Source organism: Halomonas sp. HG01, assembly GCF_000968715.2.
In the GTDB taxonomy this organism is placed as follows: Bacteria; Pseudomonadota; Gammaproteobacteria; order Pseudomonadales; family Halomonadaceae; genus Halomonas; species Halomonas halophila.
The window spans coordinates 3,603,293-3,627,154 of record NZ_CP022134.1; the positions used below are offsets into that span (position 1 = coordinate 3,603,293).

Below are 23,862 nucleotides of genomic sequence, written 5' to 3' on the forward strand. Positions count from 1 at the left end.
CTGCCAGGCAGCAGGCGCGATGCCGGGGAGGTGGCTCCCACGGCCGGAGGCACTCTGGGTCAAGCATGATGGCAGCAGCGTTCAATGCCATATCTTGATGACCATTATCATTATGGGGTGAAGGGATTTTTCGAGAGCCGCTGCGATAAAACCGCCGTCAGGGAATGGGGGCGCGGCCAGTCATTGTTGGCTGGCTTATTGGTTATAAATGGCGATGAACATGCTGGGTGTCATGGATGGCGATTGGATGCTGTTGCGCCAGTGACATCAGGATGGCGGCGGCCTCCCCAGGTTGCATCCCGCTGTCGCCATACTTTAGAGCGCTTTTTCAATGCCAAAAAAAATTCGTTCCATATCTCGGGCCATCAGGGTCATCGAAGCATTCAACCAGCATGGCGGTGCACTGAGTCTCAATCAGTTGCACTGCATGACGCAGCTGGATCGCGCGACCATTTTACGTATTCTGGTGACGCTGATGGAGGAGGGATGGGTATATCGTGGATTAGGAGATCAACGATATCGCCTCACCTATCAGATGCATGAGCTAGGGGGGCATGTCCAACCCCAGAATGAGCTGGCGTACGTGACTTCCCCCATCCTGGACGCCTTTCAAAAGGAGGTGATATGGCCTTCGGATCTGGCGATTTACAATGGCAAGAGCATGGAGATCATCGAAACCACACGGCGTCAGTCCCCCCTGTTTATCAACAAGGGGTTCATGGGATATCGGCCCAACATGCTGCAGTCCGCCGTGGGGCGTGCTTACCTGGCCTGGAGCCATCCTGCCGATCAGGCCGCTATTCTCAAGCGTTTGCGCCAGAGTGAAAGCCCCGAGGATAGGCTGGCAATCGATGAGCCATGGGTGCAGAGGATACTGCAGGAAACGCGCGAGAGAGGCTATGGCGTTCGCGACGAGCGGTATCGGGGAGGTCCTGACGACAGCAAGACCTATCAGGTAAGGGCCGCCGCCGTTCCGGTCATGGTCATGGAAGAGGTGCAGGCCTGTATCAGCCTGATCTGGTTTGAAGCCCTTGTCGCCCCCGAACATCTGGAAAAGGAGCTTCTACCCAAACTCAGAGCCGTTGCCGATCAGGTTGCTGATAAGATCCTGCAGCATGAACTTTACTGAGAATGTGCAGGCCATGACATCATGAGGTCGCCTGAAGTGCCCGAGTGTGTCTGAATCCCATCAGGCTGCGGGTGGCAGGAAGAACAGAAAACAGCCCTGGCCAAGGGTGGTCAGGGCTGAGGTGGGTGGTATCAGCGTCAAGAACGCGGAGATGGTGTGGCTCGGCCTGATGGATCAGTAGCCGCTGACCCAGTTCGGGATGATGACGTCGTTCTCCTCGGCATATTGCTCCCACAGAGCGCGCATCTCGGCCAGCTTTTCCGGATGTTCCTGGCTCAGGTCATGCCGTTCACCAAGGTCCTCGCCGAGATTGAACAGCTGGACCTCGTCGTCACCATACGGCTTGGGCATCATGACCAGCTTCCAGTCTCCCTGGCGAATATAATATTTGCCGAAGAGCTCGCCGCCCAGCACGCGATCCTCGACCTCGGCATTGCCCGACAGCACCGGCAGCAACGAGGTGCCGGTGATCGGCGCGATCTCGCGGCCCTTGTATTCGGTGCCGGGATGCTCGATACCTGCCAGCTCCAGCAGTGTCGGTGCTATGTCCTTGACCGAGGTGAGGCTGTCGTTGATTTCTCCGCCTTCCAGACCGGGCGTTTTGAGGATGGCGATGGAGCGGGTGCCGCCTTCGGTCGGAAAGCCCTTGTGCAGGTTGAATACCGGTGAGCCGGCCCAGGCCCAGTTCGGGCCGTAAAAGGTGTAGGAACCGACACGACCCATCTGCTCATAGCTGAAATCGTTGGTTTCGTCGATCACCCTGCGAATTTCCGGGAACAGGTCGGCCGGCCAGGTCTCGTCCAGGTCGTGCCCTTCGGCACCATTGTCAGACATGAAAATGACGATGGTATTGTCGTATAGATCGTTCTGTTTCAGGTAATCGAAAACGCGCCCGGTATGCGCGTCAAGCTCATCCACCATGGCCGCGTATATTTCCATCGCCCGAGATTCGACTTTCTGCTCTTCGCTGCTCAGGCTTTCCCATGGGCGTCCCTTGGGAGGACGCGGGGCCCCTTCGGCATCGGCCGGTATCAGCCCCATCGATTTCTGTGCTTCCAGCCGTTCGTTGAATATTTGATCGTAACCGGCATCGTATCGGCCACGATATTTTTCCATGGCATCTTCCGGTGCCTGAAGTGGCCAGTGGGGGGCCGTATAACTGAGCATGCCGAAGAAGGGCGCATTGCTGTCTTTATCGGCGTCGATGTACTCGATCATTCTGTCGGCGTAGAACTGTGACGAGTATTCGAAGTCGTCGGGAAGCTCATCCAATAGCACCCCGTCTTCGGCATAGGGTGCCTTGATGTCAGGAGACGGTGCATAAGACGGCTTCATGTCAGAGAAGTGGCTGGCACCGCCCACCAGAAGTGAAAACGAGTGATCGAAGCCACGATCAGTCGGTCGGCTTCCCTCTTCCTTGCCCAGATGCCATTTGCCGGTTAGATAGGTGTTGTAGCCGGCATCCCTGAACAGGGCTGGAAGAGCGGCGACCCGGTCGTTCAGGTGCCCTTCGTAACCGGGCTGGCCTTCCTGGTTGGGGGCAAGCTCTTCGGCCATGTTACCAAGCCCTGCCTTGTGCGGATCAACGCCGGTCAGCAGCGAGGCCCGGGTCGGCGAGCAGGCTGGTGTGGTGTGAAAGTTGGTCATGCGTATGCCGGAACTGGCCAGAGAATCGAGATTGGGTGTCTCGATTTCACTGCCATAGCTTCCAAGGTCAGCAAACCCCATGTCATCGGCTACCACGAGCAGGATATTGGGGTGGTCAGGGTCAGTTGAAGCGGCGAAAGACTGACTGAACATCATCGTGGCGGACAGGGCAAAAGAGGTGGTCAGCGCAAGTTTGGAACGTGTTGTCTTTCTCATTTAGCAACTCCTGCCAGAACCAATATTGTTGGATTTGTCACGTGCAAACAGGCTCGTGAGAAGGGGGTAGTGGAATATATAGCAGCAGGAATGGCGTTGTAAAACAGGACTTTTCACAATGTGCAAGATGCTCTCGAGGAGCGGCATGAGGGGCGTGAGAAGATGTTTTTCACAATGTGCAATCGGTGTTTGCCGGTTTCGGGTTTTGTCATCATGATGCTCGCGATGGGCGCATTTTCAATTGAATGCGTCATTTAATTACAATAAACCTGTCGGAGCTTTTTGATGAAACGGCCTGGTTCTTTTGGTTGTTCCGTTCTTTTTGCCTTTGGAAGCCTTGCCGGTTCTCCGGCATATTCCGAGAGTGGCGATCTCGCATTGACCTTCCGGACCCACTATGGACAAGTGGACAGGCATTTTGGTCCGGAAGATAGCGAGGAGGCGAGTTTCACGACAAAAGTCGATTATACGTCGGCTTATTATGGAGGCTTTCTCGGCTTTGATGCGTCCGTGTATTCCGTTTCAAAACTCTACGCCGACAAGAATACGGCCGGACTGCCTTTGCTGGACGATGACGGAAACGGTTTCAGCAAGATAGGGCAGGCCAATATCAAGATAAGGCCGGTAGACGATCTCGAATTTCGTCTGGGGCGTATGCGCGTGATATCGCCCTTGTTGATCGATACCGCCGGCCGCTCCGAGCCCAGCACTCGTGAAGCCTTCAAGATGGATGCTCAGCTCGGCAGTGCCAGCCTGTACGGGATCTACAGCACGGCTGTGTCCAGGGCCGGGAATGATAGCTTTGAAAGCTATACCGAGGATGATGATGGCGTTGCCATTGTGGGCGGGACGTATCGCTTCGATGATGCACTGAGCGTTCACCTGGCGCATGGTCAGTTGAAGGATGCCAAGCGCCAGACGTACTTCAATGCATCCTATGGTATTCCTCTCGGAGAAGACCGCCTGTCATTCGATCTGCATCACTACATGGCCAAGGGAATCGGCGATCAGTCGAACCTGGCAGACGCGACCGGCCCTGATGGGCAGCTGGATACCTATTTGAGCAGCCTGGCGGTCAGCTATGCGCATGAGGATGTGACCTACTCGGTGTCTTATCAGGGGGTCGGGGATGATCTCTACGAGCCTAGCTGGGATGGGTTCGAGAATGACAGGTCGGTTCTTTGGACTAATAATTCCGTGCAGATCCTCGACTTTTACAACCCGCAGCAGGAGTCGTTGCAGTTTCGAGTGGATTATGCGCCTTCTCGGGTCCCGGGCCTGAGCCTGATGACGCGCTACACCGAAGGTGACTACTCCTCCGCGGGGGAGACGCTGGAGGACAAGGAGTTCAACCTCGAAGCGATGTATGAGGTACAGCAAGGATGGGCGAAAGGGCTGTCGTTTCAGCTGAGGTATGCCGATGTGACCATTGGCGGGGTGGGCGAGCTGGAGGATGTTCGTTTGATTGCCCAGTATGCACTGGATTTCTGACGCACCACGAAGCTGAGCCTGCTCGGTGGCTCAGCTGTTGTCGTTGCCAGTGCTTGTCACTCGAGCATCCCTGGTGCGAGGCGAGCGGCAAGTGCCAGGTTGGCCGCTGCCCCTCCGGGACTAAACACCTAGCTGATAGGGATTTCCGACGCACGAAGCTAACCGGGCAGGACGTCTAGCTTTTTTGTCTGCCGAGTAGTTGTGTCTGTTTAACTATGAGGATAGCGCGCCGGGGACCAGGTACGGGTGAGATAATGAGGAGGGCGAACAACGATTCTTCAGACGGGCCCGTTCTCTATGATTTGGTACACTTTTCCGGCGGGATTTTGTGCAGGGGAGCTGACAGCTCCCCTGTCGTTCCCGATAACTTAGGTGATGGAGATTTCGTTCTGGACCTGGTCCAGTATGCTCCAGATAGGCTCAACCCATTCCAAGTGATCGGGTTTCATGAGACAGGACCGCATACAGATGGTATGCTCCGTATCGGCCTCCACCTCAGGAAATGCTTTCTTGATCAGATGGGATGGATAGCTGAAAGTCGCCAAGTGCAGCTCTTTTTCTTCTGCCCGCTCGAACGCAAGTTTAGACAAGCGCGACATTTCGCTTGTTGTCACTGCTTTCGGTGCCCAGATGACGATGTCTAGATCTGGTACGAGGGGGGTGACGAAGCGATCATCATTTGCCAGGCGATCGTATAGTACTAACGCAGCCTGTCGACACTTCTCTAAGCCTGTGGCGAACTCACCTCCCCTCTCCAAAGGATACATCTCTAGCGTCGCCCAAAGGGCGACTGCCGCGGCACCTGCCCTGGAGCACTCCAGGCTGATTTCGCCCAAGTGTAACTCATTTGAGCTGAAATAAGTATATGGCGAGTCGTGTTTGTAGAACTTGCCAACCTCCGTATCCTGAAAGAGTACACAGCCGCACCCATAAGGCTGTAGGCCATGCTTGTGAGGGTCAATGACGATGGAGTCTACCTTGTGAAGGAGTGAATATGCCTCCGTCGCTGATTCGCCAAGGTTGTTGGCTAAACAGTAGTAGCCCCCGTAAGCAGCATCAATATGGATTCGGAATCCATATTTCTCTTGCAGGGTCAGTATCTCGGGTAGGGGGTCCACGGATCCCACGCCAGTGGTGCCGAGTGTCACGACGACGGTGCCGATGTCGCCTTGTTGCAACATCTCTTCGAGCGCTTGCTTATCCATGCGGGCATCGTCATCGACAGGCACGGACTTGAACGGTATTTGTAGCACACCGCAGATCCGATTGTGCGTGTAATGTGCCTGTGACGATGCAACGATGGTTTTTCCGGGGTGGATGTTGTTTGCAACCCAGAGAGCTTCCAGGTTGGCAAGAGTGCCACCTCCTGTCAGGTGGCCGAGATGCTGCCTCCAACCAAACATTCCGGCTATTTTGGCTACCGACTCCTTTTCCATCGCAGAACTGGCCTTTCCGCCATCCAGGGCATGGTTATTCGGATTTATCCAAGTGGCCAGCATGTACGCCATGCGCGCAACGGGATGAGGCGGTTTCAGCATTTGACCGGCATATTGCGGGTGGGGATATGGATAGTTGTCCCACATTTTCTCAGCCACCTTCAGAAGCGTTTCTTCTGCACGCTTCTTGTCATACTCCATCTGGTAGGGTGGTAAGCCTTGAAAACCATCGCTCAGTTTTGTGACGGCTTTTTCAAGTATGTTGATGCTGTGCTTTTCAATAGGCATTTTTTTCTCCTGTCTGACGAGGTTAAATAGAGGCTAGTGTTAGTGTGGCGACAAATAGCGGGGCCAGATACCGCATGGTAAATTTGAATGAGGGTATGGCAAGGCTACCTTTTCCAAACATGACTTCCAGTTGCTCTTGTTTTAGGCAAAAACCACAGAAAATGGCGGTGGCCAGGGCTCCTGCCGTCATGAAGACGTTAGCCGTAAGATAATCAAGCGCATCGAAAAGTGTTTTGCCGAAAAATATCGGCGAATCCCATTCGTTCAATGAGAGAACCGTGCCAAGGCTGACAACCCATAGGCTTAAGGTGGTCAATGCTGCAGACTTGTTTCGTGTCCAATTAAAACGTTGTTCCAGCCATGCCACTGTTGGCTCCATCAGTGAAATAGCTGAGGTGAGTGCAGCAATGAACATCATGAAGAAGAAGGCGGAGCCAAATAGTTGGCCGTATGGCATGTCGTTGAAAATCAGCGGGAGAGAAATGAACATCAATCCAGGACCTGCGCCCGGCTCAAGTCCATATTTGAAAACCAGAGGGAAGATTGCGAGCCCAGCTGTCAATGCTACAAGAATATCGACACCTGCAACTGCGAAGGCTGTTTTTGGTATAGAGTTATCGGTCGGCATATAGGATCCATACGTAATCATGGCAGCCGAAGCGAGACTCAAGGTGAAGAAGGAATGGCCTAAAGCTATGATAATTGAATCGAGTGTTAGCTTGCTGAAATCAGGCATAAAAAGAAATTCGACTGCCGCGTCAAAATCTCCTACCGCCGCAGAGTAGCCGATCAGTACCGTTAGCATCAGCATCATAGAAGGCATCAGCCAGTTTATGGTTTTCTCGATGCCCTTTACAACGCCTGAGGTAACGATGGCGTAGGTCATGCCAAGAAAGATGGTGCTGAAGATGATCAAGGAAATCGGGGACGCTAATAATGCTTCGAAGATGCCGCTCGTGAAGCTTTTGTCAAAGGATTGAGCTGGGTCGTTGAAGCGTCCCGTTGCGCTAATGTAGAAGTAGTAGAGGCACCATCCTGCAACAACGGTGTAGAATGAAAGAATCAGATAGCTGGTAGATATGGCCAAGCCGCCAACTTTCTTCCAGTGCTTGTTAGCGCCTGTTTTCTCCGCTAGTGAGTCAAAGGCGGAATAGGCATTCTTTCGCGTAGAGCGACCGATACCTATTTCCGCAGCCAGAAGTGGTATCCCAAAGCATAGTATGAATGCCAGGTAGACCAGTACGAAGGCACCACCTCCGTTCTCTCCGGCGATGTAGGGAAATTTCCATAAGTTCCCCAGTCCGACTGCTGAGCCGGCCGCCGCCATGATGAAAGTCAGTTTTCCTTTCCAGATTTTTGGAGATCGGTCTCCAGCTTTCCACCCTGAAGTGGTCGCGTTTTTTGTACTCATAGACGAACTCATGCCCTTGTTATTAAATATGAAGGCGGTGGCATCTTGAAACACCACGTTGCCTCCAAGTCACAGGCAGCTTTATCAGATGTTTGAGGTTTGTATCTTTTAAAGCCGCATCAGGAAGCAAGAGGGCTTTCTGACGCTAGAGCTAGTATGAGAAGGGTGATGCAGCAGCGGAAATGAAAAAAAATTCTGATTGGTATGCAGTCACTGCATGCCCTGTGGGGAGAAGATGGAATCTTCCATGATCTCGGCGATGAGCTCGCGCAGCCATCGGTGAGCTTGGTCGTGGTGATGAATGCTGTGCCACAAAAGGTAATATTCGTGTTGGGGTAAATCATCCATGCCCAACTCTCGCCAAGATACAGCATGTATTTTTCTTGCGTTCTCTGCGATATGCCTCGGGACAATAACTAACATTTCTGAGCTTTCGCAAATATTGAAGGCGGATGTGAAGAAGGGGGTCTCAACAGCCACTCTTCGCTTCAAGCCCTTTTTCTCCAGGTGTGTATCAAAAAAACCATCCTTGTCTCCGCCTGCGGTAATTCGTATAAATGGGAACTCTAGGGGCTTGGGTAATGAAATATCGCTCATCGAAGAAAGTGGATGGCTCTTTTTCATCAGCACGACTGGATGATCCTGTCCAAGGTGGATGCCATAGAGGTTTTCTGGTGGCGCGGATGTCATGGTCGAAGCGAAGTCGATAGGCAATGATCCTAGTTGGTTGATCCAGTCTGGTTGCCATTGACGGTAATGGATGTCAATCCCTGGTGCTTTCGCTTGTATTGCCTTGATGACGTCTGGAAATATGAAGTTTGCAACATAGTCTGTGCTTGAGAAGGTAAAGCTTCTTTGATATTTTTCTGGCTCTTTTTGAGTTTCATTGCGAAGGTTGTCGACTTGGCTAACGATTGATTGGATGCTGGGTTTTAGTTCTTGTGCGAGCGCGCTAAGAAGATAATCTCCCCCTTCTCTTATCAGGATTTCATCATCGAAATAGGTCCGTAATTGCCCTAGCTGTCGGCTCATGGCCGATTGTGAAATGTTCAACTTTTCTGCAGCACGTGTAACGTTGCGATGCTCAAGAAGTGCATTCAGTGCACGCAACAAGTTTAGATTAATACGCTCCACGATGAACTCCTTTCGAATCGGTTTTGTTATGGCTCTCAATAGGTGGTAGTTCAGTGTGATTATGCATGCATTCAGCTTTTGGGGCCCGCTGCTCTTCTCGTGTAGGGAAAAGGTATTGTTATCACTGGGTGCTCAGCCTCAGCCAGGCGTTTGCCGATGCTGTCGCCGAAACCGTTGGCCACGTTCCTAGCCCTATGGGGAGCGCTTCATCGCGATTTAGGCCGGGTGATGGATATGTCTTCGATAGAAACTTTTTGGGCCCTTGGTAGATAACGGCTCCCGTTGCGCGTCTGAACACACGGCGCTAGCCCTGCCGCGGCGACTCGAGTCCGCGGCGGGGTGAGCGCTAAGAATAGGTCGGCTATTCCTCGGGATGCAGGTCCTGCACCTTGCGCAGCAGCTGCATCAGCGTCTTGTAGTTGTCGGCGCCCAGCTCCTGCTGGATGCGCTTGTACTGACGCACCATCTCGTCACTCATCTCGTCGAACAGGGCTTCGCCCTGGTCGGTGAGCGTGACGCACAGCCGGCGCTGGTCGGTTTCCGGCTTCCAGCGCCGGACCAGGCCGTTTCTTTCCAGGCGTACCAGCACCCCGGTCAGGCTCGGGCGCAGGATGCAGGCCAGATCGGCCAGTTCACGGCTCTCCAGGGTGCTCTCCGGCGATTGCTTGAGCATGCGGATGACGCGCCACTGCTGCTCGGTCAGGCCGTAGTGGTTGAGCAGGGGGCGAAAGAACCCCATGGCGGATTCCCGGGCCTGGAGCAGGGCGAGGGTCAGCGAGGGAGCGGGTCTGGGCATGGGTGTTGCGGAATCCTTGCGATGAGAGCGGAGCCGGCGATCGCGCCGGCTCCGATGAGCCAAGGGGGTCAGTGGATACCCAGGCACATGTACTTCACTTCGAGATAGTCCTCGATGCCGTAGTGGGAGCCCTCGCGGCCGAGGCCTGACTCCTTGATCCCCCCGAAGGGCGCGACTTCCGTCGAGATGATGCCCTCGTTGATGCCGACCATACCATATTCGAGGGCCTCGCCGACGCGCCAGGCGCGGCCGAGGTTCTGGGTATAGACGTAGGAGGCCAGCCCGAACGGGGTGTCGTTGGCCAGGCGGACGGCCTCTTCCTCGGTGGAGAAGCGGAAGACCGGCGCCAGCGGGCCGAAGGTTTCCTCGTCGGCGACCAGCATCTCGGGGGTGACCTCGCCCAGCACGGTGGGCTCGAAGAAGCCGCCGCCCAGGGCGTGCGAGTCGCCACCGCACAGCAGGCGGGCGCCCTTGTTCATGGCGTCGTCGATGTGCTGACGCACCTTGTCGACCGCCTTGGCGTTGATCAGCGGTCCCTGCTGGGCCGACTCGTCCTCGGCAGCGGCGACCTTGAGGCGCTTCACGGCCGAGACCAGCCGCTCGCAGAAGGCCTCGTAGACGCCGTCCTGGACCAGGAGACGGTTGGTGCAGACGCAGGTCTGGCCGCTGTTGCGGAACTTGGAGGCCAGCGCTCCCTCGACGGCGGCGTCGAGATCGGCGTCGTCGAAGACGACGAAGGGCGCGTTGCCGCCGAGCTCCATGCTCAGCTTCTTGATGTCGCCGGCGCACTCGGCCATGAGCCGCTTGCCGATATCGGTCGAGCCGGTGAACGACAGCTTGCGCACGGTGGTGTTACCGGTCAGCTCGCCGCCGATCTCGCTGGCGCGGCCGGTGACCACGTTGAACACGCCGGCGGGCAGGCCGGCGCGCTCGCCCAGTTCGGCCAGCGCCAGTGCCGACAGCGGGGTCTCGGAGGCGGGCTTGAGCACCATGGTGCAGCCGGCGGCCAGTGCCGGGCCCGCCTTGCGGGTGATCATGGCGACCGGGAAGTTCCACGGGGTGATGGCCGCGACCACGCCGATGGGCTGCTTGATCACCACCAGCCGGCGGCCGGCCTTGTCGTGGGGGATCACGTCGCCGTAGACCCGCTTGGCCTCCTCGGCGTACCACTCGATGAAGCTGGCACCGTAGGCGATCTCGCCGCGGCTCTCGGTGAGGGGCTTGCCCTGTTCCCAGCTGAGCAGGCGGGCGAGGTCCTCCTGGTGCTCCATGATCAGCTCGAACCAGCGGCGCAGCACGGCCGCGCGCGTCTTGGCGGTCTGGTCGCGCCAGGCCGGCAGGGCGGCGTTGGCCGCGTCGATGGCCTGGCGGGTCTCGGTGGCGCCCAGCCGGGCGACCTCGGTGATGGTGGCGCCATCGGCGGGATTGGTCACCGCGAAGCGCTCGCCGTTCTCGGCGTCGACCCAGCGGCCGTCGACGTAGGCCTGGTGACGCAGCAGAGAGGAATCGTTGAGTTGCACGGTCGGGGTTCCTTCAGTAAACGCTATCGCGAGAGGGGGTGTCGGGCGCCGCGGTGTCCTTGAAGGCGCCGGCGAGTTCCTTGAGCGCGCCCATGAGCAGGCTGGTATCCACGCCCACGGCGACGAACAGGCAGCCCAGATCCAGATAGCGCTGCGCAAGCTCGCGGTTGGCGGAGAGGATGCCGGCGGCCTTGCCGGCCCGCTGGATGCGGACGATGCCGTCCTCGATGGCGGCCTGTACGTCCGGGTGGCCCGGGTTGCCGCGATGGCCGAGAGAGGCGCTCAGGTCGGCCGGGCCGATGAACACGCCGTCGACGCCGTCCACGGCGGCGATCTCATCCAGGTTCTCAAGTCCTTCGCGGCTCTCGATCTGTACCAGCAGGCACATCTGTTCGTCGGCCTGGTCCAGGTAGCCGGGGATGCTGTTCCAGCGCGAGGCCCGGGCCAGGGCGCTGCCCACGCCGCGCACGCCCTCGGGCGGATAGCGCATGGCGCGCACCAGCTCCCGGGCCTGGTCGGCGCTGTCGACCATCGGCACCAGCAGGGTCTGGACGCCGAGATCGAGGTACTGCTTGATCAGGGCGGTGTCGCCCACCGGCGGGCGCACGATGGGCTGGACCGGGTAGGCGGCCACGGCCTGGAGCTGGGCGAGCAGGCTGTTCAGGTCGTTGGGGGCGTGTTCGCCATCGAGCAGCAGCCAGTCGAAGCCGGCGTTGGCGGCCAGCTCGGCGCAGTAGCCGTTGGCCAGGCCCAGCCACAGGCCGATCTGGGGATGCTGTTCGGCGATCGCCTGCTTGAAGCGATTGGCGGGAATCTGCATCACGAACTCCTGGTGGCGCCTGACGGGCCTAGAGACCGTCAGGCGCGGTGTCGAGGGGTGAGAGGGTTACCGGGGCAGCGGGAAGATGGCATTGATCTGGCCGGTACCGGAGCTGCCGAACGGTTCGGTGAGCACCTCCACCGGCTGGTCGTAGTCCTCGCCGCCGAGCAGGCCGAGCAGCATGGCGGTGTCGTGCATGCCGCCTTCGCCGTAACAGTGCTGGGCGTATTCCGGCAGCATGGCGCAGAACTCCTTGAAGCGCCCCTGCTTCCACAGCTCGACGACATGCATGTCGACCTGGCGGTCGAACTCGCGCGTCCAGTTGTGGAGGTTATCGCTGGCATCGCGATCGTCGGAGAAGCGATGCGACAGCGAGCCGGAGGCCAGCACCAGCACCTTGCGGTCGCTCTTCTCGATGGCGCGGCGCACCGCGGCGCCGAAGGTGAAGCTGTCCTCCAGGCGGTGCCAGGCGTTCCAGGCCGCCACGGAGACCACCTTGAAGCGCTGATCCTCGGGCACGTCCATGTGCATGTAGCGCATCGGGACCAGGGTGCCGTACTCCAGCTCGAGGCTGGGGATGTTGTGCGACAGGGTGCGCACGTCGGCGGCGTTGGCCTCGGCGGCGATCGCCTCGCCCAGCTCCGGGCAGCCCGGATACTGGTATTCCATGTCCTTGATGAAATGCGGCAGCTCGTTGCTGGTGTAGATGCCCTCGAAGCTTTCGCCGGCGTTGACATGGAATCCGCTGTTGACCAGCCAGTGGACGTCGAACACGACGGCGGTATCCGCCCCCAGCTCGCGGGCGCGGCGGCCGATCTCCTTGTGCCCGTCGATGGCGGCCTGACGGCAGCCCTGGTGCTTCCCGGGCAGCTCCGAGAGATACATCGACGGCACGTGTGTGATTTTTGCTGCCAGAACGACTTCACCCATGGTGTGTCTCCAAGGTTGTGGCTTGAGCGGCCGCGGTCACGCGAAGTGCAGGCGCACCGATCCGAAGGGGCCGTAGTCGGCATGAATGTCCGTGCCCGGGGGGCACTCGATGGGGCCGATGAAGGAGCCCGACAGCACCACCTGGCCGGCCTCGATCCGCTGGCCATAGGTGGCCATGCGCCGGGCCAGCCAGATCAGACCGGTGACCGGGTCGTCCAGCACGCCGGCGCCCAGGCCGGTCGCCGCCACCGCCTCGTTCTGCTTGACGATGGTGCCGACCCAGCGCAGGTCGAAGGCATCAGGGGCGTGGCGCTCCCGGCCCATGACGATGCCGGCGTTGGCGGCGTTGTCCGATACCGTGTCGAAGATGGCGCGGGGCCGGCCGGTGTCGGGATCCTTGCGCAGGACCCGGGTATCGAGGATCTCGATCGCCGGCGCCACGTAGTCGGTGGCGGCGAGCACGTCCTCGCGGGTGACCTCGCCTTCCAGCGGCGCCTTCATGACGAAGGCGATCTCGGCCTCGATGCGCGGCTGGATGAAGCGCGTCTCGGGGATGGTGGCGCCGTCGTCGAAACGCATGTCGTCGTAGAGCACCCCGCTGTCGGGGGTGTCGATGCCGAGCGCATCCTGCATCACCTTGGAGGTCAGGCCGATCTTCCAGCCGATGATCTCCCGCCCCTGGGCGAGCTTCTGCTCCATCTGGGCGGCCTGGATGGCATAGGCGTCATCCAGGGTCATGCCCGGGTGGGCGAGCGACAGCAGGCCGATCTGTTCGCGCGTCGCCTCGGCGGCGAGCAGCGCCTCGGCGGCCGAGGCGACCTGATCGGGCGTCAGGGTCATCATTCGTCCTCCACGCCGTTGACCAGCTTGCCGATGCCTTCGGCCTCGACCTCGACCATGTCGCCGGGCTTCAGCCAGATCGGCGGCTCGAAACGGGCGCCGGCGCCGGTGGGCGTGCCGCAGACGATGACGTCACCCGGCACCAGGGTGGTGAAGGTGGAGACGTAGCTGACGATGTAGCGGAAGTCGAACATCATCCGCGAGGTGCGGTCCTGCTGGCGCACTTCGCCGTTGACCCGGGTGGTCAGTTCGATGTCGTCCAGCTGGTCGGCCGAGCGGAAGGGCACCAGCCACGGACCGATGGCGCCGGTGGCATCGAAGTTCTTGCCCTGGGTGACGTTGAACTTGGCATGACGCACCCAGTCGCGAATCGTGCCTTCGTTGCACAGCGTCAGGGCGGCGATGTGCTCGTAGGCCTTCTCGCGGGCGATGCGGCGGCCGCCCTTGCCGATCACGATGGTCACCTCGCCTTCATAGTCGAGCTGTTCGCTCTCGGGCGGGCGCACGATGTTCTCGTTGTGGCCGACGAAGCTGCGCGGGAAACGGATGAACAGCGACGGCTTGCTCGGGGCGGCCTGGCCGTCCTTGTATTCCTCGTTGCGCGAGGGGAAGTTGACGCCGACGCAGAGCAGCTTCTCCGGGTTGGCGATCGGGATCAGGAAGGTCACGTCCTCCTCGCGATAGGAGGGGGCGCGGCCTTCGGCGGCGTGGAGCAGTTCGTCCAGGGCGCCGGCCTCGATGACGTCCTTGAGGCCCGGGAAGCGCTGGCCGAATTCCGGCGTAAGGTCGATGATGCCGTCATCGGTGACCACGCCGTAGCGGTCGGCGCCGTTGGCGTGGAAGGCCGCGAGACGGGCGGGGATGGAGCGGGTCATGAGCATTCTCCTGGCGATCCGTCGAAGCCGGAGTCGCCGCTGTCAGTATTGCCGAGATCGCTGCCTTCGGGCAGCGGCCTGTCGGATCGGGGCGCTGTGCCCCGGGCGTCTGCCCGGGGCTCGCGGGGCATCAGCCGAGCTTCGGCACCTGGTGGACCTGGCGCGGGAAGGCGACGTTGACGGTTTCCATGTAGAAGTCGAAGGACCAGTCACCGCCGTCGCGGCCGATACCGGAGGCCTTGACGCCGCCGAACGGGGCCGGCAGGTGGCGGACGTTCTCCGAGTTCACCCACATCATTCCGGCTTCCAGCTCGTCGGTCATGCGCATGGCCCGGTTCAGGTCGTTGGTCCACAGGTAGGCGGACAGGCCGTACTGGGTGTCGTTGGCCAGGCGCAGGGCCTCGTCCTCGTCCTTGAACGGGATGGCGGTCAGCACCGGCCCGAAGATCTCTTCCTGGGCGACGGTCATGTCGTTGGTGGCATCGGTGAACAGGGTCGGGCGCACGAAGCAGCCTTCCTCGCCGACCTTCTCGCCGCCGGCGGCGATGGTGGCGCCTTCTTCACGCGCCTTGGCGAAGTACGACAGCACCTTTTCCTCGTGCTCGGGGTGGATCAGCGGGCCGACCACGGTCTCGGGGTCGAGCGGGTGGCCGACCTTGATGTTGTTGGCCACCTCGGCGACGCGACGGGTAAAGTCCTCGTAGATCGAGTCCTGAACCAGCAGCCGGGAAGAAGAGGTGCAGCGCTCGCCGTTGAGCGAGTAGATCATGAAGCTGGCGGCGTCGACGGCGCGCTCCAGGTCGGCGTCGTCGAACACGATGACCGGGTTCTTGCCGCCCAGCTCGAAGTGGAAGCGCTTCAGGGTGGGCGCGGCCTGGGCCATGATCATCTGACCGGTGCGGCTCTCGCCGACGAAGGCGATCGCCTTGATGTCCGGATGCTCGGTCAGCGCCTTGCCGGCGTCCTCGCCGAAGCCGTTGACCAGGTTGAGCACGCCCTTGGGCAGGCCGGCTTCCTCGGCGATCTCGACCAGCAGCTTGGCGGTCATCGGCGAGAACTCGGCGGGCTTGTGGACCACGGTGCAGCCGGAGGCCAGCGCCGGGGCGATCTTCCAGGTCGACAGCATGAACGGGGTGTTCCAGGGCGTGATGACGCCCACCGGCCCCAGCGGACGACGCGAGGTCACGTTCATCTGGTTGGCGTTGCGCAGCGCCTGACCGTCCTCGGCCTCCGGCGCCTTGTCGGCGAAGAAGCGGAAGTTGGCGGCACCGCGAATCGCGGCCTTCTCCATGAAGCGCAGGGCCTGGCCGGTGTCCAGGCACTCGGTGAAGGCGATCTCCTCGGCGCGCGCCTCGATCGCCTCGGCGACCCGGATCAGGATGGCGCGACGCTCCTTGCCTGGCATCTTGCTCCAGGTCTTGAAGGCCTTGTTGGCGGCCGCGACGGCGCGGTCGATGTCGCCGGCATCGCCGCGGGTGACCGTGGCCAGGGGCTTGAGGTCGACCGGAGACAGCGTCTCGAAGGTCTTGCCGGAGGCGGACGGCACGGACTCGCCGTCGATGTGGTTCAACACGCCCTCTTCGCGGAAACGTGTCAGGTAGGCTTCGGCGCGTGACAGATTGTCGTTCAGCGTACTCATGGTGTTCCTTCCTTTATTGATGGTTCGAGAGTCGGGCGTGAATCGGGGTGTCCTTCCAGCTCAGGTCCGGGTCGATGACGCGGATCTCCAGCGACAGGGCGAAGTGAGGCGTCGCCAGCGGCGTCGCCAGGGTGGCCTGGACGGCCGTGAAGATGCGATCGCCGGCGGCCTGCAGGGCCGGCTTGTCGCGTCCGGCGCCCACCGACAGGGTCAGGGCGGCGAAGTCGTTGTCGGCCAGATCGTCGGCGACGATGCAGTGGTCGGCGGCGAAGGCGCGCACGCGGATGCCGGCCAGCGGAAAGATGCCCGCCTCCTTCATCGCCGTGTAGGCGGCCCGGCAGACGGCATCGATATCGGCGCGTTCGGCCAGCCCGGGCGAGTATTCGATTCTCAGATGCGGCAAGACCTGGCTCCTCCTGACAGTTGGGGACGGCGACTTAGACGAAAGCAGGAGACGCGGCGATCGCTAAGTCGTTAACATATTCACGTTATAGGTTAACATATTCATGAAGTCAACGGCGCTTTTCACCTCGCGCCAGACGGCTTCGGACGCGAAGGAGGGAGTGCCATGCCGGGTTCGTCGATACCCAACATCGATATCGGTGAGGTCTATGACCAGCGCTACGCCGATGCGGAGGTGCACTACGATGCGCTGGGGCGCATGGCGGAGTTTTTCGGCCACAATTCGCCGGCGCATCGCCACGACCGCTTCTTCCAGGTGCACTACGTCAAGAGTGGCATGGTGCGGGGGTATCTGGACGAGCGGCAGTTCCATCTGCAGGCGCCGATGTTCTTCCTCACCCCGCCGACGGTGACCCACGCCTTCGTCATCGAGGAGGGCTGCGATGGCCATGTGCTGACCGTTCGCCAGCAGCTGGTCTGGGACCTGCTGGAAGAGAGCGGCGAGCTTGGCGACGTGCACGCGGTGACACCGCTGTGCGTGGCCACGGGCCGGCTCGGCGGGCGCCATGCCGCCGAGGTGGCACGCGTGGAGATGCTGTTCGACGAGCTGCGCCGCGAGTTCGACGAGGCGCGGCCCGGTCGCGCCCTGGCCATGCAGACGCTGACCCGGCTGATCTTCATCGGCCTGTTCCGGCTGGCGAGCAGTGCCTTGCCCGCACAGCCGGTGCGTCATGAGGACCTCGCCGTGTTCCAGCGCTTCCAGAGGTTGATAGAAGAGCACTTTGCGCAGCACTGGGTGCTGGCCCGCTATGCCGATGCCCTGGGGGTCACCGAGAGCCGGCTGAACGAGATCTGTCGGCGTACCGCCGGCAAGCCCAGCAAATGGCTGGTCCACGATCGCCTGATGCAGGAGGCGCGGCGGCTGCTGATCTTCACCACGGCCTCAGTCAACGAGATCGGCTACCGGTTAGGTTTCAACGACCCCGGCTATTTCAGCCGGTTCTTTGCCCGCCATGCCGGAGTGACGCCGTCCCGCTACCGGCAAGGCAGCTCGACGCATTGAACGAGTGCCTGCGCCGACGTCACGGGGGCTGGCCACGGGTGCCGAGCCCCGTCTTTCCCGACCCGCAAGGAGCCGAAGGCCCTCATGACCACCTCGAGATATCAAGCTTCTCCCCCGCGTTTTCTCATCGTGCTGCTGGCCGGGCTCGTGGCCTTCGGCCCGCTGTCGATCGACATGTACCTGCCCAGCCTGCCGGTGATCGCCGAGGCCCTGGCAGATAGCGAGGCCCGGGTCCAGAGAACCATCAGCTTTTTCCTGATCGGCTTCAGCGTCGGCATGCTGCTTTACGGCCCCTTGTCCGATCGCCTGGGGCGTCGCCGGCCGCTGCTCTTCGGCATCGGGCTGTATGTGCTGGCGACTCTGGGCTGCTTCCTGAGCCAGTCCGTGGATCAGCTCTTATTCTGGCGGGCCTTCCAGGCCCTGGGAGGTGCGGCGGCGTCGGTGCTGGCGCGGGCGATAGTCCGTGACCTGTTTCCCGTCGAAGCCGCTGCGGGGACGCTGTCACTGATGCACCTGGTCACGATGCTGGCGACCCTGGTGGCACCCCTGCTCGGCAGCCTGCTGATGGAAGTGGGCGACTGGCGAAGCATCTTTGCCTTCCTGGCGGTATACGCGATACTCAGCGGTCTGGCGGTGATGCTCTGGTTGCCCGAGAGCCATGACGGCCGCTCGCAGGCCTCTCGTCCGGGCGGCTTCCTCAACGGGTATCTGGCCGTGCTGGGCAGCCGCCGCGCCGTCGGTTACATGCTGTGCATGGGACTGTCCTTCGCCGGCATGTTCGCTTACCTGACGGCCTCTCCCTTCGTTTACATCGATTTCTTCGGCGTCAGCCCGCGGCAGTATGCCGGGCTGTTCGGGCTCAACATCGTATCGGTCATCCTCTTCACGTCGCTCAACGCCAGGCTGGTGACACGCATCGGTGCCCAGCGATTGCTGGCCTTGGGCGTCGGCGTTGCGGCCGTGTCGGGAGGGGCGCTGGGAGTGATCACCTTCCACGATTGGGGAGGGCTGCCCGCCATCGTGGTCGGGTTGTTCTTCTTCATCGGCGTGACCGGCCTGCTGGGTGCCAACAGCATCGCCAGCCTGATGGGGCTCTACCCTTCGCTGGCCGGTACCGCCGCCGGGCTGGCCGTCGCCGGCCAGTTTGGTCTGGGGGCACTGATGAGTGCGCTGACCAGTGTGCTGCATGACGGCACGCCACTGGCCATGGGCGTGGTCGTGGCCGGCTGCGGGCTGGGTAGCCTGGTGGGGTTGCTGTTGACCCTGCCTGGCGGAGCCGCGCGACAAGGTGCCATTATCAGTGGTGACGGATGAGTTCGCCGAAGCCCCATCCCGGCGCTGCCGCAGCCGCGTACATGAGGTATCAAGAGAAAGCGATTGGCCGGGCACGCCATGGCAGCCACTGCGTTTGATGGAGGGCAGGGCCGGTGAAGCCCTTGCGCTGACGAGCGGCTGCTTTCAGCCGGTCAAGTCGAAAAGACCGACATAAAAGAATAAAGACACGACGACCCTGAGGCTAGCGATGAGTGATCTGTGGAACAGCGACCCTGGCAGGGCGCAAGATCTGCAACCCTTGACAAGATTGATTGCGAACATGGGGGACGAGTTCTTTTCGTCGTCATTGCTGGAGTGCCTGGAGCATTGGGTTCAGTCCCAGCATTTCTCCATGATCCGGCTGGACAGGCCCCACCCCACGCTGCTGATGGCTGGCACACGGCATCATGATGCCGACCTGGTCTGGCGATGCTGGCAAGCCTATCACCATTACGACTATCAGAATCATGACCCTCTGCTCTTGCGAATGCATGAGGATCACTTGAGAGTGAACCAGCTCCAGGTGGGACACATGCTGGCGGAAGACATTGACTTTCTGCCTTATCGGAAAGCCATTTACCACGACAATGGCATGAACGCGAGGCTGTCGGCACTGAGCCTGGATGCTCAAGGCACCCCCGTGTTGTTCAACCTCTATCGGCATGCCGAAAGCGGATTCTTCAGGGATCAGGAGGTCGAGGCCTTCGAGGGCCTGGCGCCGGCCCTGCTCCAGCTTGTGAAGGGGCACATCGCCATACGCGGTGAAGCGTCCCAGAGTGAACACAATGCGGCAGCGATGCTGCGACAACGGTGTCCGGACCTGACCGACAAGGAGCTGGAAGTCTGTCTGTTGATGCTGAAAGGGATGACGTATGCGGGTATTGCTGCGGAGAGGGGCGTCAAGGAATCGACGGTCAAGACACTACGCAATCGCGCCTTCTCCAAGTTGGGAATCAACTACAGGAATCAGCTGTTTGCCATGATGAGCCATTGACATCCCGGGAACACCCGCTCAGCAGGGAGCGCCCCTCTCGAGGAGAGGGGCTCAGCATGACACGGCATGTCCAGGAAAGCTCCGGAAGGGCTCGCTAGCCCCTTCCTCGGACCCTTCCTTGTCGGGTGGCTATGGCTAGCGGCTACAGTCCAAAGCTGTATTTTGCCGAGAACTGCAAGCGAGACTGGCTGCCGCTTTCCCCATTAACCAGCGTCCTCTCGCCATGCTTGATTTCGGCTCCCAGGGTCAGATCCCGTACCGGCGAGTAAAGGAGGTTGGCCGTTCCACTCCATGAGCTATCCGACAGCTTCTCACCGCTGAGGTCGGCGTGCTCCATGCCAAAACCAACATTCGTTCTCCATTGGCTGTTGAGACGATGTGCGAGGCCGATGTTGAAGCCGACATGATCGACGGCATTCATGCTCGATCCATCATCCGAGATCTCCACATCCGGAGTAAACGCGAGCCCCGTGTACCGGCCGACGCCACTGCCGCCCAGCACCATGAATTTCAGGTTTGTCTCATCTCCAAGGCCGATGTTGCCGGCGGCGCCGAGACCGTAACCCAACTCAGTGTCATCGACCGTTGCCGGGCCAGCAGAAAAGGCATTGTTTACGCTTCCATCGACCTGAAGTTGACGCAAGATGCCAACGAAGGCGAGCTGATAACTTGGATCCATGATGGAGTATCGTGCAACGACATCCGGAAGCAGGCTGTCTGTCGCGTCATCCTTTAGGCTCGCCACCGAGGTGTCCGTTCCTGTCAGCTGGGCTGTTGTAGTAGGGCTTTCCAGGCCAATGGCCCAGGACGCATTTTCATAGCGGACTTGGGGCGTGCGTTGAGAAGGAGTCCCTTCTGATAGAGCGAAGAAGTTCAGCGTCTCCATCATCGCGGGGCCGAACAAGGCCGTGCTCCATGTCTGCCCAAATCCCCAGTTGCCATATTGGAAAAAGGCATGGCGAAGGTTGACGGAAGAACGGTTGGTTGTTGCGGTGCCGTTCAGAACTTCTCTGCCGGGGCCAAAGTCCATTTCCAGAAGTCCGGTAATGGGCGTCCCGGTTCCCACATCTGTTTTGGTGCGAAAAGAAAAGCGCGACTCCTTCGCATGCATGTTCAGGCTTTCGCTGGAATCATCGCCACCGACGGGGGTCGTGGACGGGACATAGAGATCCCGCAGTTCGTCGGCCGCGAACTCGCCGCTACCCGTACGAGTGGCAATGGCATCCAGCTTGACAAAACCTTGCATGGAGATAGTCGTGTTTCCTACCTGGAATCCGTCTTCTTGCTCCATAGCTTGAGCAGGAAGACAGATTCCGAGCCCGGAAATGGCGGCTAACAGTCCGCTGGTCAGTTTCTTGTGCATTGTTCTATTCATGCCTGTCTTGTTGTTGAATTTTAGCTCGAGGCTGTAGCTTGTCGGTTCAGTGATGTCGATGGGGTATCTCGGCACCAAGGTTTACGCTTTATGAAGTTGCCTCGAAATCATTCTCTTCCATGGCGCGCTTCTTGAGGTACGTCCTGGTGGCGATGGCAGGGGCGTCACTGGCGACCGATACCTCGTATACGGATTCGTCGTGCTCTACCAGCCTCTCTTCCAGAATCCCCAGTCCGACGACATCTTCGTGGAAGGCCGCGAAGAGCTGTTCATGCATGAACTCCGTGACCTCCTCATCCTGGGTCGCGAAATCCCGGCCATGAACCAGGAAGTAATGCATGGTGCCGTGGGTTTCGGGTGTCAGGATGTGGGCCGTGCAAATCTGGAATTCCTCCCGCTCCTCCTCCGGGAGCGCCGAGTCATAGAACTTCCCGCTGACACGGTGCAGTGCAGGAGAGATGAACTCGGAGGTGATGATCCGGGCGGCGGTATCGCGATCATCGAGTCCGGTGCTCTTTCCCCAGACAGGTGACAGCGTGGTGGGCACCACATTCCGTGTCAGCTTGTAATTGCCCTCGTCAAGCTGGACTTCATACGGTGCACGCGCATAGTCCGGCGTGCCAATGGTGTCGGCATGCAAATAGGACAGGTGCGTCAGGTCCATGAGGTTCTCATGCATGCTGACATAGTTGCCTTTGTGATAGAGGTAGCCGGACGAGCATTCCCAGTTCTCATCTTCCATCCAGGCCTGTCGCGGGATGCGAGACTCGTCGGCCAGCTCCGGATCGCCCATCCAGATCCACACCACCTGACCCTTTTCCACGACAGGATAGCGATGGATGCCCACGCCCCGGGGGCATTCTTTCTGCGAGGGGACTTCGATCAGATCCCCCTGGCTGTCATAGCGGAAGCCATGATAGCCACAGACGATCGTGTCGCCTTCGAGGTGGCTTTCCGACAGCGGGAAGGAGCGGTGCGGGCAGCGGTCTTCCAGGGCGACCGGGCTGCCGCCCTCCGTCCGGTAGAAGACGACGCGTTTTCCCAGGAGCGTGCGTGCCAGGAGCTCGCGCTGTATCTCGCTGGAGAAGGCGCCGACGTACCACTCGTTGTAAATGAACGGCGTGTCGCGATCCGCCATCCGGCTGCTTGCCTTGCGGGTGCTGGCGATCATTTTCGGTGAAGGACGGGTCATGATGACTCCTCTCGACTTTCGCTAGTTAAAGATCGATTTCCAGTGAGGCGCTTTTGGCACGAGATACGCAGATCAGCATGGTATCTCCGCTGGCCTTTTCTTCTTCCGAGAGGACGAAGTCCCGATGATCCGGTGTGCCGGAGATAACGGTCGTCTCACAGGTGCGGCAGATGCCGGCACGACACGAACAAGGCACTTCGACGCCCTGGTCCTCCAGTGCCTCGAGGATGCTCTCGTCCTGCTGGACACGAATGGTACGTCCACTTTCGCGAAGTATGACGTCGAATCCGTCTTGCGGGGCGTCGTCGCTGCTTTCCTGAACCGGTACTTCGGGGGCACTGAACCACTCGAAATGCACCTGTTCACCGGGGTGATCGGTCATGACCCTCTTGACGTTCTGCATCAGCGGGTCCGGGCCGCAGCAGTATACGTGCTCGTCGGGAGCCATCTGGCTGGCGATGTCGTCCAGCTCAAGGAAGGCACCTGAATGCTCGTCATTGAAGTGGAAGTTGAGCTGTTCCGCGGAGGCTCCCAGCGATTGGAGTTCTTCGTAGAATGCCGCGCGCTGCCGACAGCGGGTCGTGTAAAACAGGCGCCATTCCTTTCCGTTGTTGATGCACCATCTCACCATGCTCAGGATCGGAGTGATGCCAATGCCGCCGGCGATGAAGCAATAGCGCTCGGCAGACGTATCCAGCGGGAAATTGTTGCGAGGCGAGGATACCGTCAGGGTATCGCCCTCACGCACATGGCCATGAATGTAGCTTGAGCCACCGGCGCTCTCCGCACTCAAGCCCACGCCGATCACATAGCGGTGGTTTTCCCGGCTGTCGTTGAGAAGGGAGTAATGGCGGACAAGAGAACCGTTCAACTTGACCTCCAGGTGTGCCCCCGGAGAAAAGCTGGGTAACGGGCGTCCATTCGGGTCGCATAGCTCCAGTACCGTGACATCCTTCGCTTCCGCGATGCGCCGGGTCACCTTCAACTCGAAATGGTCTTTTCTAGACAAGCTCATACTTCCCCCCTGATGCATTCTCGGGCTTCGCCTTTGTTGTGTTTCCCACGATACCGGCTCATGCGAGAAGCCCTGATGGAGCACAAGATGACAAGAAGGCGACGGACTGTCTGTCCCCTGCGGGATGTACGACGAAGGTCGAAGCGGGGCTCTGTCGCCGTACGCATGGGCAAGGGGCCGCATGGGGAAGGAGACCGCATTACGGGGGGCGAGGCGTCAGGCCGTTGTCGTAGGGCCTGACTAACTCGCGGGGAGGGGAGCGGTGCGACGACGGGTGGCGCCCGAGAGGGCGCCACCCAAGGCAGGCACGATACCTGGCCGTCAGGGCCGGATGC

19 protein-coding genes and 2 pseudogenes are annotated in these 23,862 nt (G+C 59.9%); 5 read left to right on the forward strand and 16 right to left on the reverse strand.

Going from position 1 to position 23,862, the window contains the following annotated elements:
• Positions 1-331 precede the first annotated feature (331 nt).
• Positions 332-1,129: an IclR family transcriptional regulator domain-containing protein gene (locus UN84_RS17035; protein WP_082090868.1), complete on the forward strand. Its 798-nt coding sequence runs from the start codon at positions 332-334 to the stop codon at positions 1,127-1,129.
• A 174-nt stretch (positions 1,130-1,303) separates the two neighbouring features.
• Here the strand turns inward: UN84_RS17035 and UN84_RS17040 are convergent, their stop codons facing one another.
• Complete coding sequence (locus UN84_RS17040) at positions 1,304-2,992, reverse strand: arylsulfatase (RefSeq protein ID WP_052719336.1); 1,689 nt, start codon at positions 2,990-2,992, stop codon at positions 1,304-1,306.
• Positions 2,993-3,277: 285 nt separating this feature from the next.
• Here UN84_RS17040 and UN84_RS17045 point away from each other — a divergent pair, with 285 nt between their 5' ends.
• On the forward strand, positions 3,278-4,483 hold the full coding sequence (locus UN84_RS17045; protein ID WP_082090869.1) for an OprD family outer membrane porin: 1,206 nt from the start codon (positions 3,278-3,280) through the stop codon (positions 4,481-4,483).
• Positions 4,484-4,851: 368 nt separating this feature from the next.
• Here UN84_RS17045 and UN84_RS17050 read toward each other — a convergent pair whose 3' ends face one another.
• The 11 genes from UN84_RS17050 to UN84_RS17100 form a co-directional block, all read right to left on the reverse strand.
• Complete coding sequence (locus UN84_RS17050; protein WP_046078997.1) at positions 4,852-6,207, reverse strand: pyridoxal phosphate-dependent decarboxylase family protein; 1,356 nt, start codon at positions 6,205-6,207, stop codon at positions 4,852-4,854.
• A gap of 22 nt (positions 6,208-6,229) precedes the next feature.
• The gene (locus UN84_RS17055) at positions 6,230-7,675 is read right to left on the reverse strand and encodes a sodium-dependent transporter (protein WP_202020704.1); all 1,446 of its coding nucleotides are present in this window, start codon (positions 7,673-7,675) and stop codon (positions 6,230-6,232) included.
• A 153-nt stretch (positions 7,676-7,828) separates the two neighbouring features.
• A complete protein-coding gene (locus tag UN84_RS17060; RefSeq protein WP_152662853.1) occupies positions 7,829-8,752 on the reverse strand; it encodes a LysR family transcriptional regulator in 924 nt (307 codons plus the stop codon).
• Between the two features lie 361 nt (positions 8,753-9,113).
• A complete protein-coding gene (hpaR, locus tag UN84_RS17065) occupies positions 9,114-9,548 on the reverse strand; it encodes a homoprotocatechuate degradation operon regulator HpaR (protein ID WP_046078998.1) in 435 nt (144 codons plus the stop codon).
• 68 nt (positions 9,549-9,616) lie between these two features.
• The gene (gene gabD, locus UN84_RS17070; RefSeq protein WP_046078999.1) at positions 9,617-11,068 is read right to left on the reverse strand and encodes an NADP-dependent succinate-semialdehyde dehydrogenase; all 1,452 of its coding nucleotides are present in this window, start codon (positions 11,066-11,068) and stop codon (positions 9,617-9,619) included.
• 13 nt (positions 11,069-11,081) lie between these two features.
• Positions 11,082-11,888, reverse strand: coding sequence for a 4-hydroxy-2-oxoheptanedioate aldolase (gene hpaI / locus UN84_RS17075; protein WP_046079000.1), 807 nt, complete (start codon positions 11,886-11,888; stop codon positions 11,082-11,084).
• 66 nt (positions 11,889-11,954) lie between these two features.
• Positions 11,955-12,818, reverse strand: a complete 864-nt coding sequence (hpaD, locus tag UN84_RS17080; protein ID WP_046079001.1) for a 3,4-dihydroxyphenylacetate 2,3-dioxygenase — start codon at positions 12,816-12,818, stop codon at positions 11,955-11,957.
• A gap of 36 nt (positions 12,819-12,854) precedes the next feature.
• Positions 12,855-13,661: a 2-oxo-hept-4-ene-1,7-dioate hydratase gene (gene hpaH, locus UN84_RS17085; RefSeq protein WP_237022338.1), complete on the reverse strand. Its 807-nt coding sequence runs from the start codon at positions 13,659-13,661 to the stop codon at positions 12,855-12,857.
• Positions 13,658-14,533 (reverse strand): fumarylacetoacetate hydrolase family protein, encoded by an 876-nt coding sequence (locus UN84_RS17090; protein WP_046079002.1) that lies wholly within the window; start codon positions 14,531-14,533, stop codon positions 13,658-13,660. The genes hpaH and UN84_RS17090 overlap by 4 nt, the downstream gene beginning before the upstream one ends.
• Before the next feature lie 130 nt (positions 14,534-14,663).
• The gene (gene hpaE / locus UN84_RS17095; protein WP_046079003.1) at positions 14,664-16,172 is read right to left on the reverse strand and encodes a 5-carboxymethyl-2-hydroxymuconate semialdehyde dehydrogenase; all 1,509 of its coding nucleotides are present in this window, start codon (positions 16,170-16,172) and stop codon (positions 14,664-14,666) included.
• 13 nt (positions 16,173-16,185) lie between these two features.
• Positions 16,186-16,575 (reverse strand): 5-carboxymethyl-2-hydroxymuconate Delta-isomerase, encoded by a 390-nt coding sequence (locus UN84_RS17100; RefSeq protein WP_046079004.1) that lies wholly within the window; start codon positions 16,573-16,575, stop codon positions 16,186-16,188.
• A 165-nt stretch (positions 16,576-16,740) separates the two neighbouring features.
• Between UN84_RS17100 and hpaA the strand changes: the two genes are divergently transcribed.
• From hpaA to UN84_RS17115, 3 genes are all read left to right on the forward strand, one after another.
• A complete protein-coding gene (gene hpaA / locus UN84_RS17105) occupies positions 16,741-17,637 on the forward strand; it encodes a 4-hydroxyphenylacetate catabolism regulatory protein HpaA (RefSeq protein WP_046079005.1) in 897 nt (298 codons plus the stop codon).
• 84 nt (positions 17,638-17,721) lie between these two features.
• Positions 17,722-18,951: a Bcr/CflA family multidrug efflux MFS transporter gene (locus UN84_RS17110; RefSeq protein WP_046079006.1), complete on the forward strand. Its 1,230-nt coding sequence runs from the start codon at positions 17,722-17,724 to the stop codon at positions 18,949-18,951.
• A gap of 208 nt (positions 18,952-19,159) precedes the next feature.
• The gene (locus UN84_RS17115; RefSeq protein WP_046079007.1) at positions 19,160-19,945 is read left to right on the forward strand and encodes a helix-turn-helix transcriptional regulator; all 786 of its coding nucleotides are present in this window, start codon (positions 19,160-19,162) and stop codon (positions 19,943-19,945) included.
• A gap of 142 nt (positions 19,946-20,087) precedes the next feature.
• Here UN84_RS17115 and UN84_RS17120 read toward each other — a convergent pair whose 3' ends face one another.
• From UN84_RS17120 to UN84_RS17130, 4 genes and pseudogenes are all read right to left on the reverse strand, one after another.
• Positions 20,088-21,308: a DcaP family trimeric outer membrane transporter gene (locus UN84_RS17120; protein WP_046079008.1), complete on the reverse strand. Its 1,221-nt coding sequence runs from the start codon at positions 21,306-21,308 to the stop codon at positions 20,088-20,090.
• 100 nt (positions 21,309-21,408) lie between these two features.
• Positions 21,409-22,002, reverse strand: a pseudogene (locus tag UN84_RS17555) (aromatic ring-hydroxylating dioxygenase subunit alpha); the annotation flags it as partial.
• A gap of 189 nt (positions 22,003-22,191) precedes the next feature.
• A pseudogene (locus UN84_RS17560) lies at positions 22,192-22,512 on the reverse strand (Rieske 2Fe-2S domain-containing protein); the annotation flags it as partial.
• Between the two features lie 25 nt (positions 22,513-22,537).
• Positions 22,538-23,527 (reverse strand): PDR/VanB family oxidoreductase, encoded by a 990-nt coding sequence (locus tag UN84_RS17130; protein WP_046080354.1) that lies wholly within the window; start codon positions 23,525-23,527, stop codon positions 22,538-22,540.
• Positions 23,528-23,862 lie beyond the last annotated feature (335 nt).

Coding starts and splice junctions, on each gene's coding strand:
- UN84_RS17035 (WP_082090868.1), top strand. CDS start 332: ATGCCAAAAAAAATTCGTTCCATATCTCGGGCCATCAGGGTCATCGAA.
- UN84_RS17040 (WP_052719336.1), bottom strand. CDS start 2,992: ATGAGAAAGACAACACGTTCCAAACTTGCGCTGACCACCTCTTTTGCC.
- UN84_RS17045 (WP_082090869.1), top strand. CDS start 3,278: ATGAAACGGCCTGGTTCTTTTGGTTGTTCCGTTCTTTTTGCCTTTGGA.
- UN84_RS17050 (WP_046078997.1), bottom strand. CDS start 6,207: ATGCCTATTGAAAAGCACAGCATCAACATACTTGAAAAAGCCGTCACA.
- hpaR (WP_046078998.1), bottom strand. CDS start 9,548: ATGCCCAGACCCGCTCCCTCGCTGACCCTCGCCCTGCTCCAGGCCCGG.
- hpaI (WP_046079000.1), bottom strand. CDS start 11,888: ATGCAGATTCCCGCCAATCGCTTCAAGCAGGCGATCGCCGAACAGCAT.
- hpaD (WP_046079001.1), bottom strand. CDS start 12,818: ATGGGTGAAGTCGTTCTGGCAGCAAAAATCACACACGTGCCGTCGATG.
- hpaH (WP_237022338.1), bottom strand. CDS start 13,661: ATGATGACCCTGACGCCCGATCAGGTCGCCTCGGCCGCCGAGGCGCTG.
- UN84_RS17090 (WP_046079002.1), bottom strand. CDS start 14,533: ATGACCCGCTCCATCCCCGCCCGTCTCGCGGCCTTCCACGCCAACGGC.
- hpaE (WP_046079003.1), bottom strand. CDS start 16,172: ATGAGTACGCTGAACGACAATCTGTCACGCGCCGAAGCCTACCTGACA.
- hpaA (WP_046079005.1), top strand. CDS start 16,741: ATGCCGGGTTCGTCGATACCCAACATCGATATCGGTGAGGTCTATGAC.
- UN84_RS17110 (WP_046079006.1), top strand. CDS start 17,722: ATGACCACCTCGAGATATCAAGCTTCTCCCCCGCGTTTTCTCATCGTG.
- UN84_RS17115 (WP_046079007.1), top strand. CDS start 19,160: ATGAGTGATCTGTGGAACAGCGACCCTGGCAGGGCGCAAGATCTGCAA.
- UN84_RS17120 (WP_046079008.1), bottom strand. CDS start 21,308: ATGCACAAGAAACTGACCAGCGGACTGTTAGCCGCCATTTCCGGGCTC.
- UN84_RS17130 (WP_046080354.1), bottom strand. CDS start 23,527: ATGAGCTTGTCTAGAAAAGACCATTTCGAGTTGAAGGTGACCCGGCGC.